The sequence below is a fragment of the Zhenhengia yiwuensis genome (assembly GCF_014384995.1).
In the GTDB taxonomy this organism is placed as follows: Bacteria; Bacillota; Clostridia; order Lachnospirales; family Cellulosilyticaceae; genus Zhenhengia; species Zhenhengia yiwuensis.
Map to the genome: position 1 here is coordinate 35,481 of NZ_JACRSY010000025.1, position 16,407 is coordinate 51,887.

General features: G+C 34.8%; 14 protein-coding genes, 1 rRNA gene and 1 other annotated feature. Of the genes, 13 read left to right on the top strand and 2 right to left on the bottom strand.

Annotation, left to right across the window (positions count from 1 at the left end; translation table 11 throughout):
- Nucleotides 1-6: 6 nt before the first annotated feature.
- The 3 genes from H8718_RS14270 (at nt 7) to H8718_RS14280 (ending at nt 3,373) form a co-directional block, all read left to right on the top strand.
- Nucleotides 7-651 carry a hypothetical protein gene (locus tag H8718_RS14270; RefSeq protein WP_249333400.1) on the top strand — a complete coding sequence of 215 codons (645 nt, stop codon included), beginning with the start codon at nt 7-9 and terminating at the stop codon, nt 649-651.
- 339 nt (nt 652-990) lie between these two features.
- Complete coding sequence (locus H8718_RS14275) at nt 991-2,340, top strand: ABC transporter substrate-binding protein (protein ID WP_249333401.1); 1,350 nt, start codon at nt 991-993, stop codon at nt 2,338-2,340.
- A gap of 202 nt (nt 2,341-2,542) precedes the next feature.
- Nucleotides 2,543-3,373 carry an exodeoxyribonuclease X C-terminal domain-containing protein gene (locus tag H8718_RS14280; RefSeq protein WP_249333402.1) on the top strand — a complete coding sequence of 277 codons (831 nt, stop codon included), beginning with the start codon at nt 2,543-2,545 and terminating at the stop codon, nt 3,371-3,373.
- A gap of 27 nt (nt 3,374-3,400) precedes the next feature.
- Here H8718_RS14280 and H8718_RS14285 read toward each other — a convergent pair whose 3' ends face one another.
- Together H8718_RS14285 and H8718_RS14290 are read right to left on the bottom strand one after the other, a co-directional pair.
- The gene (locus tag H8718_RS14285) at nt 3,401-4,387 is read right to left on the bottom strand and encodes an acyltransferase family protein (protein ID WP_249333403.1); all 987 of its coding nucleotides are present in this window, start codon (nt 4,385-4,387) and stop codon (nt 3,401-3,403) included.
- Nucleotides 4,384-5,013, bottom strand: a complete 630-nt coding sequence (locus tag H8718_RS14290; protein ID WP_249333404.1) for an SGNH/GDSL hydrolase family protein — start codon at nt 5,011-5,013, stop codon at nt 4,384-4,386. The genes H8718_RS14285 and H8718_RS14290 overlap by 4 nt, the downstream gene beginning before the upstream one ends.
- Before the next feature lie 92 nt (nt 5,014-5,105).
- Nucleotides 5,106-5,333: a binding site (T-box leader), on the top strand.
- Nucleotides 5,334-5,405: 72 nt separating this feature from the next.
- On the opposite strand from H8718_RS14290, the gene gltX reads away from it, so the two are divergent.
- From gltX to H8718_RS14340, 10 genes are all read left to right on the top strand, one after another.
- A complete protein-coding gene (gltX, locus tag H8718_RS14295; RefSeq protein WP_249333405.1) occupies nt 5,406-7,067 on the top strand; it encodes a glutamate--tRNA ligase in 1,662 nt (553 codons plus the stop codon).
- Between the two features lie 694 nt (nt 7,068-7,761).
- Nucleotides 7,762-9,663, top strand: a complete 1,902-nt coding sequence (locus tag H8718_RS14300) for an endonuclease MutS2 (RefSeq protein WP_249333406.1) — start codon at nt 7,762-7,764, stop codon at nt 9,661-9,663.
- Between the two features lie 30 nt (nt 9,664-9,693).
- On the top strand, nt 9,694-10,134 hold the full coding sequence (locus H8718_RS14305) for a DUF523 domain-containing protein (RefSeq protein WP_249333407.1): 441 nt from the start codon (nt 9,694-9,696) through the stop codon (nt 10,132-10,134).
- 63 nt (nt 10,135-10,197) lie between these two features.
- A complete protein-coding gene (locus H8718_RS14310; protein WP_330597723.1) occupies nt 10,198-11,730 on the top strand; it encodes a catalase in 1,533 nt (510 codons plus the stop codon).
- 180 nt (nt 11,731-11,910) lie between these two features.
- Nucleotides 11,911-12,390: a Cys-tRNA(Pro) deacylase gene (gene ybaK / locus H8718_RS14315; protein WP_249333408.1), complete on the top strand. Its 480-nt coding sequence runs from the start codon at nt 11,911-11,913 to the stop codon at nt 12,388-12,390.
- 397 nt (nt 12,391-12,787) lie between these two features.
- Nucleotides 12,788-13,162: a GntR family transcriptional regulator gene (locus H8718_RS14320; RefSeq protein ID WP_249333409.1), complete on the top strand. Its 375-nt coding sequence runs from the start codon at nt 12,788-12,790 to the stop codon at nt 13,160-13,162.
- A 2-nt stretch (nt 13,163-13,164) separates the two neighbouring features.
- Nucleotides 13,165-14,025 carry an ABC transporter ATP-binding protein gene (locus H8718_RS14325; RefSeq protein ID WP_249333410.1) on the top strand — a complete coding sequence of 287 codons (861 nt, stop codon included), beginning with the start codon at nt 13,165-13,167 and terminating at the stop codon, nt 14,023-14,025.
- On the top strand, nt 14,022-14,678 hold the full coding sequence (locus tag H8718_RS14330; RefSeq protein ID WP_249333411.1) for an ABC-2 transporter permease: 657 nt from the start codon (nt 14,022-14,024) through the stop codon (nt 14,676-14,678). Before H8718_RS14325 ends, H8718_RS14330 begins: the two co-directional genes overlap by 4 nt.
- 157 nt (nt 14,679-14,835) lie before the next feature.
- A complete protein-coding gene (locus H8718_RS14335; RefSeq protein WP_249333412.1) occupies nt 14,836-15,807 on the top strand; it encodes a nucleoid-associated protein in 972 nt (323 codons plus the stop codon).
- 279 nt (nt 15,808-16,086) lie between these two features.
- Nucleotides 16,087-16,407 (top strand): 16S ribosomal RNA (locus H8718_RS14340); the annotation flags it as partial.

The following is a 16,407-nucleotide window of genomic DNA, read 5'->3' on the forward strand; positions in this document are numbered from 1 at the left end:
ACAAGCATGTATAAAAAATTAGGCATAGTTTTATTAGCTTGTAGTATGTTATTAATACCTGGTTGTACACCAGATGAAGTAAATTTACAACCTAGTGAAGAGGTTATAGCACTTAAGCAAGAAAATGAAACACTTAAGCAAACCATTACAACTTTAGAAGAGCAAATCGAGGAACTTAAAGAAGAAAATGAAGCACTTAAAGGATCTAAAGAAGAAGATTCTACAGAAGAAGTGGCTAAAGAAAGTTATACACTCTATACAAGGGATGTGAATAGTTGGGAAATTACTAAATTAGGTGAAGTGCAAGTAGATGAAGCATTATCACTTCAAGATAAATTACAGACTGTAGCAGATAAACTTTCAAAGGAATGTTTTGAAGGATTAGAAATAGATGTAGAGGAAATTAAGCAAATAGGAAATAGTGATGTGGCCATTATTAATTTAAAAGATAAAGGACAAAATGAAAGTCCTAATTGGATGGTTAATTTCTTCCAAGGTTCTACAGGCGCGGGCATTACGGCGACTAGCCTCGAAGAAAGCTTACTACAAAGAGAGAGTGCATACCCTTGGGTAGATGGCATTGAAATTCAATATAATAGTGAGCCGCTCGTGACAGATCATATAGAATTTAGCAATATTATATATAGATAAGAGGGAGCCTTAGGGCTCTCTTTTTAGTTTTATTTTGGAGACGTGAATAGAATTTGACCTATCTATTTATAAACTTATAGGCAGAATAAGCCTGATAAAAAGGAAACTAGATAAAATATCCATATAATGAACGAAATAATTTTTAATTTATATAAGAAATCAACAAGTGTGCCAAAAAAATGATATAAAAAACAAAATCCTCTTATTACCAGAAAATTATAAAATGTTATAATCAAATTAGCAAAACAAATATTAGAGTGAACTCAGCAATTACGACAGAAGAAGGGGACTTACATAATTATTAAATAAAATTTAGTAAGTAAAAGGAGATGGATTTCAATGAAGAAATTTTCAAAAGTATTAGCATTAGGATTAGCAGCTACAATGCTTGGAGGCGTATTCGTAGGCTGTTCTCAAGAACCAATTGCTCCAGCTGAGGAAAAACCAGCTGCAGAAAAGCCAGCTGAAGAAAAAACAGGTGAGGAAAAGCCAGCTGAAGAAGCAGAAAAACCTGTAACATTAAGGGTTGTATCTCAATTCGGTGGTACAGATCCAAATGCTGTAACATTTGAAAACCACATCAAGAAATTCCAAGAGGATAATCCAAATGTAACAATTGAGAATGAATCAGCTACAGCGGATGAAACATGGAAATCAAACGTTCTTACAGACTTTGCAGCTGGTAATGAACCAGATGTACTTCAATTCTTCACAGATGTTAATTCAAAAACTTTAGTTGAACAAAACAAAGTTGTTTCAATTGAAGAAATCCGCAGTGAATATCCAGACTATGCATCAAATATTAACCCAGCCGCTATGGATTCAGCTAAATGCTATGATGGCAAACAATATGCTGTTCCAACACATGGTTATTATGAGGGAATCTTCTGTAATAAAGATTTATTCGAAGCTAACGGTATTGAACTTCCAACGGATTGGGCTAAACTTGAAGGTGCAATCACAGGATTTGCAGAAAAAGGTATTACACCTATCGCAGCTGCTTTAGGTCATATTCCTCATTATTGGATTGAGCATCTTATCTTAGCTGAAGGTGGCGTACAAGATCATAGCAACAGAGATGTTGCAGCAGTTAAAGAAACATGGGTAAATGGTTTATCATACTTTAAGAAATTTAATGATATGGGTGCATTCCCAGCAGATGCAGCAACAACACAACATGAACTTGTTCAAGCTCAATTTATTGATAAACAAGCAGCTATGTTCGTAGATGGTAGCTGGGCTGTAGGGGCAATGACAGACCCAGATAACACAGTTATTCTCCCAATTCCAAGTACAGGGAATGGTAAAAATGATGGAACACAAATTATTTCTGGTTTCTCAAGTGGTTTCTATATCACAAGAAAAGCTTGGGATGATCCAGCAAAACGTGATGCAGCTGTTAAATTCGTTCAAGCTATGACTACAACAGAAGTAATTGGTGAATTAGTAACAGTAGCTGGTGGCGGTGCTCCAGCAGCTGATGTTGGTGAACTTTCAGGACTTTCTCCACTTGGAGCATGTGGCGCGGCTATGGCTGGTAAAGCATCAGCTGTAGATGGGGCTATTGATGGTTGGTTAGCAAAACCAGCTTGGGAATACTTATTAGGTAAAGTAGCTGGTATTGCAGCAGGTAGTGAAGATCCAGCAGCTGTTGTTGATGAAGTTATTGCTCTTAATACAGCTCAATAATTGAGAATGACAAAAGGTGTATACTTGGGTATACACCTTTTTTATATATTTGTTATTTAATGGTGGATTGAATAAAATTACATAATGTTTATAAAACAGCTTACACTAATAGCGTCACTATTTATCAGCTTTATTTATCAGCCTTTATTAAACTTATTTGCTTGACCAGTATTTAAAATGAATAATACAGGGGGAACATCTTATGACGACACATATCCTAGCCAATACGACTAAAGATATAAGCCTAATAGATGAAATGGATATAGGTTTAGTAAAAAAGACGATAGATAAAATAGCAGCTTTCCAAGCTGTTGTACAACAAACTTTAAGAAGAGAACATGATTATGGGATTATTCCTGGAACAATTAAGCCCACTCTGCTTAAACCGGGTGGAGAAAAAATTTGTATGATGTTAGGAATTAATCCTGAATATGAAATGATGGATCACGTACAAGATTATGAAAAAGGTTTCTTTGCCTACATTATTAGGTGTACCCTAAAAAAAGGAATGCGTAATGTTGCACAAGGATTAGGAAATTGTAACTCTTTTGAAAAGAAATATAGGTGGATAAATAGTGATATTATTCCTACAGGAACAGATCCGGAAGATGTAAGACAATTTATTGATAAATATGGACGGCTAAGATACAAAATTCCTAATCCTGATCCTTGTGATCTCACGAATACAATTCTTAAAATTGCTAAAAAAAGAGCATTTATTGATGCTGTACTGCAAGTAGCTTCATTAAGTGAAATCTTTACACAAGATTTAGAAGAAATGCAGGATTTTATCAATCAATCAGAAATCGTTGGTACGGAAACAATGCAGCCGAAAGAGGCTGCAGCCATAAAAATTAATTTTGGAAAATATAAGAACAGGACGTTAAAAGAAATCTATAAAGAGGATCCAAATTATTTTGAGTGGATTGCTCTTAATAGTAAAGATGAACTTATTAAAAAAGCATGTGAAGTGATGAAAGAAGCAGCGCATCAAAAAGAAGAATTGGCACCCAAAAAAGAAGTGCAAGGATAAAGCACCTTGCACTTCTTTTTTGGTGGACTAGCGGAATTCATTTTTAAGAAAAAGAGCTAGGGCAGAAGCTAAAAACTTTCTAAAGTACCTTTCAGTTGTATTACGGGATAGGACATAAGTAATACCCGTAGCAGAAACTAAACAAATAAAAAGTCTAACCCACATAGAAGGAATAAAATAGTTTATAGCTATAGGAATACAGAGTAAATACGTATGCAAAATATAAATAGGTAGTGTGTTACGTCCTATCTTACTAAAGAAAGTATTTTTAGCTGTCATCGTATTAGCAAGTACAAATACAAAGGAAAAACCTATGATATAGAGTAAAGCACGGCTAATAAGTCCAAGCCAAATAGGGACAGTATAGGTCTGGAAGGAGTCACTACCATATAAGAATTCCACAGGGAAAACCTTAAAATAACAAATAAATATTGCAAAGGATAGAGCGAGTAAAATAATGCCGCAAGAGAAGAATCTTGACGGTTTTTTTAATTTGAAAAATCTATCTTCACTTGTAAAATACCCAATTAAAAAGAATGGGAAAAACACTAAAGTACGAGATAAAGATAAGATGCCATTAAACTCACCAAATATGCCTGCTCCAAGTCCTACAATAAAACTAATAGGTACAATATATTTAATACGTACTAGGTCTTTAAGTGAAATTTTCCATAGGAACATACTCATTAGATACCATAAAGCCCAGCCAGGGGTAATAAAGGAGAATTTATCTAAATCCCATGTAACTATTGCAGCTATACCGTTCCAAAGGATATTAAAGAGTAGAAATGGCAAGAAGAAGGTAGTAAAAGCCGTTTGACGTGCCTTATCTACATTTTTGGAAAGGTAACCGGATACAAATACAAAGGCTGGCATGTGAAAAAGGTAAATAAATACATAGAGTACCTGAGTAATAAAATATTCATCTTTAAAAAGCTCTAGAGAATGACCAAAGACAACCAAGAAAATAAGAAGTCCTTTTAAATTATCTAATAAATCAACGCGCTCTTTCATTCGAGACTCCTTTTAATCCATTCTTTTGCAATAAGCATATGACCTTCAGGCGTAGGATGTACACCATCTATGGTAAAGTAATGCGCATCATGCTCTGGTGTAAGCGAAGCATTAAAAATTTCTTGAAGAGGAATATAAAGGGTGTTATATTCTGCTGCAAGTGACTTTACAATATCAATTTTAGGATTAAGATCTTCAAACCATAGAACTTGTTCTTCTTTATGAGGCAAAAGAAATGGAGACATGAGAATAATTCTAAGGTCAGGCATGCGTTCTAAACTGCTTTCAATAAGATAGCGATAATGATCTCTAAATCTTTCTTCAGAGGTCATAAGATTAAAGTCATAGCGTCTCCAAGTATCATTAATACCTGCAAGGAGAGAAAGAACTGTAGGTTCAAGTCTTAAACAATCAAATCGCCAGCGAAGTTTAAGGTCAATAGTACGATTTCCATAAATACCTTTATTCATACAACTTACTTGAAGATCAGGATATTCTTTCGTCAAGAAATGATGTATAAGATTTACATAACCCTCTCCGAGATCATTGCGATTTAGTTTATTTCGGCTGCAGTCCGTAATACTATCCCCTTGGAATAGAATGAAATCATTTTTTTGTAAAAACATATGTTGTCTACCCTCCCTAAATTATGATATTTTCATTATATAATAGACCTTTACAATAAGAAAGATGGTCGTTATAATGAGATTATAAATAAGAAAAAGCGATAAAAGAGAAGAGTATATAAGAAGGACATTCAAGAGACTTAGGGATGGTGGAAGCCTAAGATGTACCCTTATAGAAAGAAGTTCTTTTGCTACGGACTGAAAATCTCTAAATTTAGAGGAGTAAGTTTGTGGGGTTATTCCCTTAAAGATAGTAGGAGTGGACTATAGATATATAGTCAACTTAGGTGGTAACGCGGAAGATGTCTTTCGTCCTAAGAGGTTAGGATGAGGGGCTTTTTTTATGTGATTTTTTAAAGTTACTATAAAGAAAACGAGAGAGGAAGAGAAAGATGAGTTTAGACAGATTAGCAGATTTAATTTTCCCAGACATTACAAAAACACCAGAAGATTATATTAATGCCTATCCAAAAAGAGAATTACAAGAAGGTGCTCGCGTAACAAGATACGCACCAAGTCCAACAGGATTCCAACACATCGGTGGTGTATTCGCTGCACTTGTAGCTGAAAGAACAGCAGTTCAAAGTGGTGGTGTATTCTACCTTAGAATCGAAGATACAGACCAAAAAAGAGAAGTAGAAGGTGCTATTGAAGATACAATCCGTACAATGAACAAATACGGTATGAACTTCACAGAAGGTATGACAGGTGAAGATACTTCTATCGGTAACTATGGGCCATACAAACAAAGTGAGAGAGCTGAAATCTACGAAACATTTGCTAAAGACCTTATTAAAAAAGGTTTAGCTTATCCATGTTTTGCAACACCAGAAGAACTTGAAGCACTTCGTGAACGCCAAACAGAAGCAAAAGTAACACCAGGCTACTATGGTGAATATGCAACATATAGAAACTTATCTCCAGAAGAAGCAATTGCAAAAATTGAAGCAGGTGAAAAATACATTATCCGTCTTAAATCACCAGGCAATCCAGAAAACAGGGTAGAATTCCATGACCTTATTAAAGGTGAAACTTCATTCCCAGAAAACAACCAAGATATCGTTATTATTAAAGGGGATGGGCTTCCAACATATCACTTTGCACATGCTATTGATGATGCACTTATGGGCACAACACACGTAACACGTGGTGAAGAATGGTTATCATCACTTCCAATTCACGTACAATTATTTGAAGTACTTGGGTTTAAACGTCCAGAATACGGTCACATCCCAACAATCATGAAAATGGATGGTGAGTCAAGACGTAAACTTTCTAAGAGAAAAGATGCTGAAAGTGCTGTAAGTTACTACGATGAAGAAGGTTATCCAACAGTATGTGTAATCGAATATCTTCTTAACATTATTAACTCTACTTATGAAGAATGGAGAGCTGAAAACCCTACAGCTGATTATCATGAATTCCCTGTATCACTTGATAAAATGAGTAAGAGTGGTGCATTATTCGATATCATCAAATTAAATGATGTAAGTAAAGACGTTATTGCAAGAATGCCAGGTGAAAAAGTATATGAACTTTACACAGCATGGGCTAAAGAGCATGACAAAGAAATGTATGATCTTGTAACTGCAAATGAAGCTATGGCTAAAGCTATCTTCAGCATTGATAAAGAAGGTCCAAAACCAAGAAAAGACTTCGCTAAATGGATGGACGTAAAAGAAAAAATCACATATTTCTTCGATAACTTCTTCTACGCTGAAACAGTAGATCAGGTAGAACTTCCAAAAGGGATGACAATTGATACTGCAAAAGAAATTATTGCGGCATACAAAGAAGCCTATAAACACAATGAAGAAAGCCAAGAAACATGGTTTGAAACACTTAAAAACTTCGCTATTGAACTTGGATACTGTGCAAACCGTAAAGAGTACAAAGCAAATCCAGATGCATATAAAGGTATGATTTCTGATGTAGCAGGTGCTGTAAGAGCAGCTGTAACACACAGAAGCAATACACCAGACCTTTACACTATTATGCAAATCTTAGGTGAAGAAAAAGTACAAGAACGTTTCGAAAAGTTTTTAGCACTTTAAGATAAATTTAAAATTACGAAATAGGAGGCTAATCCTATCTCTTCTATACATAAGTAGGAGAGATAGGATGGCTTTCTTTTTTTATGTAAAAGAACTTTGAAATTACATGAATTAAAAAGATATGATGCATTTGAATTTTCAATTTTTGAGTAACCTAGAAAGCATTGGAAAGAAACTCCCTTATTTATCATGGAAGTATAGAGATACTAGGGATATAAGTAGTATAAGAATAAAAGAAATGTTTTATAGATAAAAGAGACAGGTATATGGCAGAAAAAAAGGGCTTTTTTTAGAGGAATAATTGTGGTATGCTAAAAGTAACAGGTAGATATCTTAGATATCAAAAATAACAAACGAGGTGTTTGATGAGCGCGGTAGTATCTAAATAGATTAATTGAATAGGTAGCAATAGTGCAGGAAGAAGGGGATTTTATATCCTTTATTTGTGATGCGCATGTTACCACATCTATAAAGATACCATACGACCATTAAACTAAGTGACAGTCTACAGTTGACTGTTACATTAATAGTACCTTTTTATAGGTCTATATTAATGTATATAAAACGAGTTTAAGCAGCGTACATAGGGTATGCTGCTTTTTTGATATCAAAAATAAGATTTTCTACCGACTAAGGTCGGCATCTTTATAGATATGTTTTTTATAATATAAAGAGACGAGGAGCGTTAAAACATATGAATGAGCATGTATATGAAAAATTACAATATAATACGTTAAAGGAAATTGTGAAGGAGTACTGTGTTAGTAAACTTGGTAAAAGCTTAATAGAAAACCTTAATCCTAGTGGCAATAAAGGTGTTGTATGTAACAGGTTACTGGAAACTACAGAAGCAAGAGCATTACTGGACTATTCAGGTAGTGTACCGATTCAAGGGATTGTAGGTATTGATGATTTAGTAGATAAAGTAGAGAAAGATATTATCTTAGATGGTGAGCAACTAACGCATTTTGCCCTATTCCTTAGGGGTTGTAGGAAGATGAAGCAGTATATGCGAGATAAGGAAGGTTATGCACCTACACTTCAAGGTTACAGCATGAGTCTTATAGAATATCGTAATATTGAAGAAGAAATAGGCCAGTGTATTCGTAACAATAGGGTATGTGATGAAGCGAGTAAAGAGCTTAAAAAGATTAGAAAACATATTGCTATTACAGAAGGAAGAATAGAAGAGCGTCTAGATAAATTCTTGAAAAATAGTCAAAACAAACTTTATATCCAAGATTTCTTTGTAACGAAGAGACAGGGGAGATTAACAGTGCCTATTAAAGCAGCTTATAAGAATGTAGTTCCTGGTGTCATTGTAGAAAGTACAGCTAAAACGGTCTTTATGGAGCCAAGTACAGTAGGGAAATATACAGAAGAGCTTTTAACACTTCAAGCAGATGAGGCAGTGGAAGAATATAAGATTTTAACTTATCTCACTGGACTTATTTATGAGAATCTTGAAGGACTTAAACTAAATGTTGAAGTCATGGGACAATTTGATATGGTTTTTGCAAAAGGGAAATATAGCAAAGCTATTGAAGGAAGAAGCCCTAAAGTAAATGATTATGGTTACATTAATATTGTAGAGGGAAGACATCCCTTACTACCAGGAAAAGTCGTACCTTTAAATTTCAAGATGGGAAAAGATTTTCGTTCGCTTATTATTACAGGGCCTAATGCAGGTGGTAAGACTATTGTACTAAAAACAGTAGGACTACTTACATTAGCCATGCAGTCGGGTTTCCATATTCCAGTAGGAGAAGGAACTTCCTTATCTGTATTTGATAAAGTGTTTGCAGATATTGGAGATGACCAGAGCCTAGAAAACTCTTTAAGTACTTTCTCATCTCATGTTAAGAACCTAGCAAGTATTATTCGAGAGACTAATAAGTCTACATTATTACTATTTGATGAGATAGGTAGTGGTACAGAACCAGGAGAAGGTGCTGCATTAGCTATTGCTATATTAGAAGAAGTGTATCAAAGAGGCGCTATAACAGTAGCAACCACCCATTATAATGAAATTAAAAACTTTAGTGAGCAACACCCTGATTTTAAAAATGCAGCAATGCAGTTTAATAGTGAGACACTTGAACCCCTTTATAAACTGGTTATAGATAAAGTAGGGGAAAGTAATGCCTTATGGATTTCAAGGAAGATGGGTATTGAAGAGGGAATACTGAAAAAAGCTGCTAAGTATATGGAAGATAAGCATTATAACTTAGACTATGTATCAAGTAATAAAGTAAGAATTGGTAAACAAGAAGTAGCTAAAGTTAAAGCCAAAGAAGTTTTATGGAGTAAAGGGGATAAAGTCTATCTTACAAATAAGGAAGACTATGCCATTGTCTACAGTGAGAAAGATAAGTACAATAATTTAACTGTTTTTTATAAAAACGAGCTTATAGAGGTTAATGAGAAGCAGGTTACCCTATCTATTAGAGCAGAAGAACTTTATCCAGCTGGTTATGATTTAGACTCTCTGTTTACTTCTTATAAAGATAGAAAACTCGAGCATGACATTGAGCGTGGCTCTAAGAAAACGCTTAAGAAGATTAGAAAGTATGGTATAGAAGAACTGTGTAAGTAGTTTGCCCAGGAAATATAAGGAGGATGAAGAATGTATATTGTAAGTGCCTGCTTGGCTGGTGTGAAATGTAGATATGATGGCAAGGACAATACTTATGAAAAGGTTAAAGCATTAGTTGAAGAAGGGAAGGCAGTTATTGTATGCCCTGAAGTATTTGGAGACCTACCTATTCCTAGAAAGCCATGTGAAATTGTTAAAGACAAAGAAGGAAACGAAAGAGTTCTAACTAAAGAAGGTAAAGATTGTACAGAGGCTTTTCAGAGGGGAGCTCTAAAAACATTAGAAATTGCAAAAGTATTAGGAGCACAAGAAGCAATTTTAAAAGCCAAAAGTCCTTCTTGTGGATGTGGCAAAATTTATAATGGGGAGTTTAATCGTACTTTAATAGAACGGGATGGCTTAACAGCAAGACTACTTAAGGAAAATGGCATTAAAGTCTATACAGAAGAGGAATTCGATTCACTTAGTTAGCATACTGTACGAGTAGGCCTTCATACTATTTAAGTGATATAAAATAAGGTGGAGGCTATAGCGGTGAATAATGAGAAAAAGATGATGGATGCCCATCAGCTTACAACAGAAGTCGCAACACCAGTAGCTAATGACTTAGCGTCACTTACAACAGGTAAAAAAGTTGGTTATACGCTCTTTGCGGATTCTTATTTAAATGAAAAACTTGCACATTTTAATAGAGAAAGGATACCTGAAAGAGTAGTTCATGCAAAAGGAATGGGAGCTCATGGTTATTTTGAAGTCACCAATGATTTATCAAAATACACCATGGCGAAGTTTCTTAATAAAGTAGGTAAACGTACCCCGATGTTTGCAAGGTTCTCGACAGTAGGTGGGGAAAAAGGTTCTGCTGATACAGCCAGAGACCCTAGGGGGTTTGCTCTGAAATTCTACACCGAAGATGGAAATTATGACTTGGTAGGGAATAATACTCCTGTTTTTTTCGTAAGGGATGCACTTAAATTCCCAGACTTTATTCATACACAAAAACGAAATCCTCAAACTAACTTAAAAGATGCGAATATGTTCTGGGACTTTCTTTCATTAACGCCAGAATCTTTACATCAAGTAATGAGGCTTTTCTCTAACTTAGGAACACCGAAAAGCCCGCGTTTTATGGATGGATTCGGAAGTCATACGTTTATGTGGTATAACGAAGATGGGGAATATGTATGGGTTAAATATCACTTTCTAACAGACCAAGGCATACAGAACTTCACAGGAGCAGAAGCAGAGCAGATGGCAGGAATCAACCCTGATTATTCTACAGAGGACTTATTTAACGCAATTGAAAGGGGAGACTATCCTTCTTGGAGCGTATATGTACAGATTATGACGCCAGAGGAGGCTAAACATTATAGAGTTAATCCTTTTGATGTAACAAGAACTTGGTATGAAGAAGATTATCCACTCATTCCACTTGGTAAGATGGTACTTAATCGTAATCCAGAAAATTTCTTTGCAGAGGTGGAGCAGGCAGCATTTACGCCACAGGCGGTTGTCCCGGGTATATGGACTTCTCCAGATAAGTTGTTACAAGGAAGACTACTTGCTTATCAAGATGCACAACGTTATAGAGTGGGCGTAAATAGTAGACAAATTCCTATTAATGCACCTAAATATGCTAAGGTTTATACTACTCAAAGAGATGGGGTTATGAGTGTGGATGGCAATATGGGGGATGCACCTAACTACTATCCAACAACTTTTGCAGATGTAAAGGTAAATCCAGAAGTGGCACCACCTCCAATACCTGTTGATGGTGTTATTGAAAGGCATACTATTGAGACTGAGGATGGCGATTTCATACAACCAGGAGAGTTTTTTAGAGATCATTTAGACCCCGAAGAAAGAGGTCATCTGATTTATAACGTATGTAATAGCTTAAAGAAAGCTAATAAGAGCTTACAATATAGGCAGACCGCTTTATTCTACAAATGTGATAAGACATTAGGAAAAATGATAGCTGAACGGCTAGGATTAGATTTTGATAGAGTCAAAGAATTAGCTGACATGACGCAGGAACAACGTGTTAAAGCTACCATGCCTGAATAAGGAACCTAATAATAAATTTGGGAGAGTATCTGTAAAAATTTAATTTTATAGATACTCTCTTTTTAGAGAGTAGGAAAGTTTTACTTTTGTATCCTGTAGTATTACTTTCCTATAGATAACTATATAAAAATTATAGAAAGATTTATAATAAGAAAAAAGAGTAAGGAAGGAATTTGTAAAATGGCAGCAGTAAAAACAAATGTAATTAGAATCTTAGATAAAGAAAAGATACAGTATACTTGTGCTTCGTATGAAGTAAAAGATGGAAAGATAGATGGTGTAGCAGTAGCACATAAAATTGGTAAACCTACAGAAGAGGTATTTAAGACACTTTTAGTTCAAGGTAAATCTAAAACATGTTATGTATGTGTCATCCCTGTAGAAAAAGAATTAGATATGAAAAAGATAAGTGAGTTAACAGGGGAGAAAAATATAGAAATGCTTCCTGTAAATGACCTAATGAAGACAACAGGTTATATCAGGGGAGGTTGTTCACCAATTGGCATGAAAAAAGCCTTTAGAACTTTTATAGATGAAAGTGCAGCTAATCTTGAGAAGATGACATTTAGTGCAGGTAAAGTGGGGGTTCAAGTAGAACTTAAACCAGAAGATTTAATGAATCTAGTAAAAGCTGAATATGCGGCCCTTACAAAAGCATAAACAAAATTAATTTTTTAGTATAAAACAAAAAGAATCGGATAAACTAACTACGTAAAACCAATTCAAGAATGTAGGAGGTAAGTAAAATGAAAAGTTCTACGCACCGAAGCATTCAAGATTCTGAGGCCTTAGCAGACAAGTCTGCTGGAGATGGGCCAAAAGGAACTTAAGCCTTCTATTTGAATTACCTAAAGTGAATTTGGGTAGGAGGCAGGTTTTATAACACATAAAAGTCTACTTAGAACTGTACTACGGTGTAGGTTTAAGTAGGCTTTTTGTTTTGTCAAAAAATATTTTAAAAGTATTGACGATTACATAGAGAGGGTGTAATATGTGTGTATAGATAATATATACAGTTATAAACAGTTTGAAACAGAGAAAAGAGAAAGGGTGTACTATGGATATTATTATTAGTAATCAAAGTGCTACACCGTTATATTTACAAATTAGTGAGCAGATGAAGCACTTGATTGTAACAGGCGAACTCACAGCAGGAGATATGCTGCCATCTATAAGAGGATTGGCCAAAGATCTTAAGGTGAGTATTATTACGACTAAAAAGGCCTACGAAGAATTAGAAGAAGGTGGGTTCATAGAAACCTTACCAGGGAAGGGAAGTTATGTATCAACAGTTAACTTAGACATCCTAAAAGAAGCGCAGATTAGCAAGATTGAAGAAAGTTTGCATGACATTATAGAAAGTGCAAAAAAAATAGGACTTTCAAAAGCAGAATTAAAAGAGAGAATAGAGCTTTTATATGAGGAGGAATAGCTATGAATGTAATAGAAATAGATAATGTGAAAAAGACACTAGGTAACTTTACTTTAGATATACCGCATCTTGCGATTAAAGAAGGTTATATTACTGGATTCATAGGACAAAATGGATCAGGTAAAACAACTACGCTTAAACTGATTATGAATCTCTTAAAGCTAGATGGGGGACAGATTAAGGTATTTGGAAAAGATGTTGCTACCGAGAGTAAACAAATTCATGAACAGATAGGCTTTGTAGGAGAACCAACAGGCTATATGACAGAAGCAACATTAGAGCAGACTAAACAGATGATAGCACCTTTTTATAAAACTTGGGATGATGCCTTATTTAATAAATATGTAAAAGCTTTTCAGCTAGATACATCAAAAAAAATTAAAGAGCTTTCACAAGGACAGAATAAACAGGCCGCGCTTATTATGGCACTTAGTCATAGACCAAAGTTGATTTTGTTAGATGAAGCAACGGCTAACCTAGATCCTGTAATAAGGGCACAGATATTGGATATTCTTATGGAACATATGCAAAGTGAAGAAGTATCTGTATTTTATTCAACACATATTACGAGTGATTTAGATAAGGCTAGTGATTATGTGGTAATGATGAATAATGGGAAAGTAGTACTTTATGAAGATAAAGAGACCTTGGATAGTAAATATCTTATTATTAAGGGGCCAAAGAAAGCACTTAATGACACGTTAGAAAAAGAACTGATAGGTATTCAAAAAAATGCATTTGGATTTGAAGGTTTAGCAAGGCTATCTGAAAATATGGCGAAAACTTTGGGAAATGAACTTATATGTGAGAAAGCTAATATTGAGGATATTATGATTTTTACACAAAGGGGGAGCAGAAAATGAGTACCACAACATTATTAATAAGAAAAGAATTAATGTACCTCTTTAGAAATTTAAAGTTTACATGGGTTACTACACTTATACTTGTTTTAGTATTTGCAGTCGTATATCCAGGAGCCAATTTGGTTGCTTGTATTATTGGCCCCTATATGTTGGTATACGGTGTAATGGCACACGAAGAGCAAAGTCATAGTGATGTTCTTAATTATACTTTACCTGTTTCAAGGAGAGAATTATGTAGAAGTAAATATCTACTTGGTATGATTTATACATTAGTTGTAGCAATAGGGGTGTTAGGGATATTAGCTATAGGTATGCAGTTGGCCCCAACACGCTATGAAATGTTTCGGGTATTAGGGACATTTAATGTTCTTTATATCTTAATAGGGGGAGCGTTAACTTATACGGCACTTATTATACCTATTATTTATAAGTTTGGGTGTATCAAGATGAGAATGATTATGGCACTTACTTATGGAGTAGTCTTTGGTATTTCTTTTAGTGTTACAAATATATTGAAAGAAGTTATACCGCAAGTAAGTGAGGATATTAATTTTTCCTTAATAGGGGGATGCACACTTACAATAGGAATAATAGCTTATGTAATATCTTATGTAATAAGTTTAAACATCCTTAAGAATAAAGAGTATAAGTAGTAGTTTTATATAAAAGGAGTATGGTAGACGATAGCGTTTACTATACTCCTTATTTATATGATAAGAAAGTGCTCCAAGCTTCTTTAAGGAGGGGGTTCTCCTATCCATTCTAGATACAATGGCATAGAATAAGAAAATAGATAAAGGGGTTGAGGACATGAGTATTACATTTCACAATACAATTGTACATGTATTAGATACTTCAATAGGACACTATATACTATCTTCAAAAAATCTAGCCTTAGAAGATGAAATAGAAGCTTTTATAACAAAACATATTGGGCATCTATTTGAAAGCAATGAAGTTGCACGTGCAGTTTTTAATGAAGAAGGAGAATTATTTAAAATGATAAAGTCTTATAAAGAAGAAGACTTTTATCAATTCTCTTGTAAGATAGCAGATAAATTCTTTCAATATATGTTAAATGACAGTTACATCAAAAGTGGTGATGTAGTAGTAAGTAGTTTCACAAGAAACCAAGAAAACTTTTTAGGCATTATCAAGCTAAACTATAGAGAAGCTTTCACCCATCAGATGGATGAGGATGGAGATGGCGTTGCTACAAGTCTTATTAAACAGCGAAGTATCTTTTCCTCTAATAAAATAGATGAAGCGCTTCTTATTAATAAAGATAGTTATGAAGTATGGCTACTAGATAAATCTAAAGAAAAGTATCTTGCACAGTTGTTAGAGATAGAGAATCATCTTTCTATTAAAGAGAAGCTGGTAGTAGTGGAGCATATCACCAATGAAGTAATAGAAGAACATTTTACAAATCCTGTAGAAGTTATTACAACGCTTAAAAGTAATATAGCAGAACATATTTTTGAAAATAGTAGCGTACCAGTAGCAGAAGTTATTAAAGAGACTTTTAAAGATTATAAAGAAGTAGAAGAAGAGTGCATGCAAAAAATGGAGCAGTGTGGGTTCAAAGATGAACAAATCGTGCTGACTAATCCTAAAGAAGCTAAGAAGTATATTTCACATAAACTTAAAACGAACACAGGAGTAGAGATTAAATTACCTACACAAATGATTCATGATATAGACTTTATAGAGTTTATTAATGAACCTAATGGAACTATTTCTATTGTACTTAAGAATATAGGAGAAATTATTAATAAATAAATGAAGGGGGAGAACCTAGTATTTGCAAGGGAAAAAGGAGTATAATAAAAAAGTCCTAAAAAACTTTAGAAAAAGTGTTGACTTATAGCAAGGGATACCGTATACTAATACAAGTCAGCAGGGCACAGCGCCACTGACACACAGGGCTAAGGCCTTGATAAATAAAGAAAAATGAACTTTGAAAATAAAATAGTAACCATTAAACCAGTCGATTCATAAAGTCACATAAAGTGACAAGTCAGTACTACTTAACAGTACAAATGTCAAGAGACAAACTTTTTTATTGAGAGTTTGATCCTGGCTCAGGATGAACGCTGGCGGCGTGCTTAACACATGCAAGTCGAACGGACAGATTGGAGCTTGCTCCATGAAGTTAGTGGCGGACGGGTGAGTAACGCGTGGGTAACCTGCCCTATGCAGGGGGATAACGTTTGGAAACGAACGCTAATACCGCATAACCTAGTTGGTTCGCATGAACCGGCTAGCAAAGATTTTATCGGCATAGGATGGACCCGCGTTGGATTAGCTAGTTGGTGAGATAACAGCCCACCAAGGCAACGATCCATAGCCGGCCTGAGAGGGTGAACGGCCACACTGGGA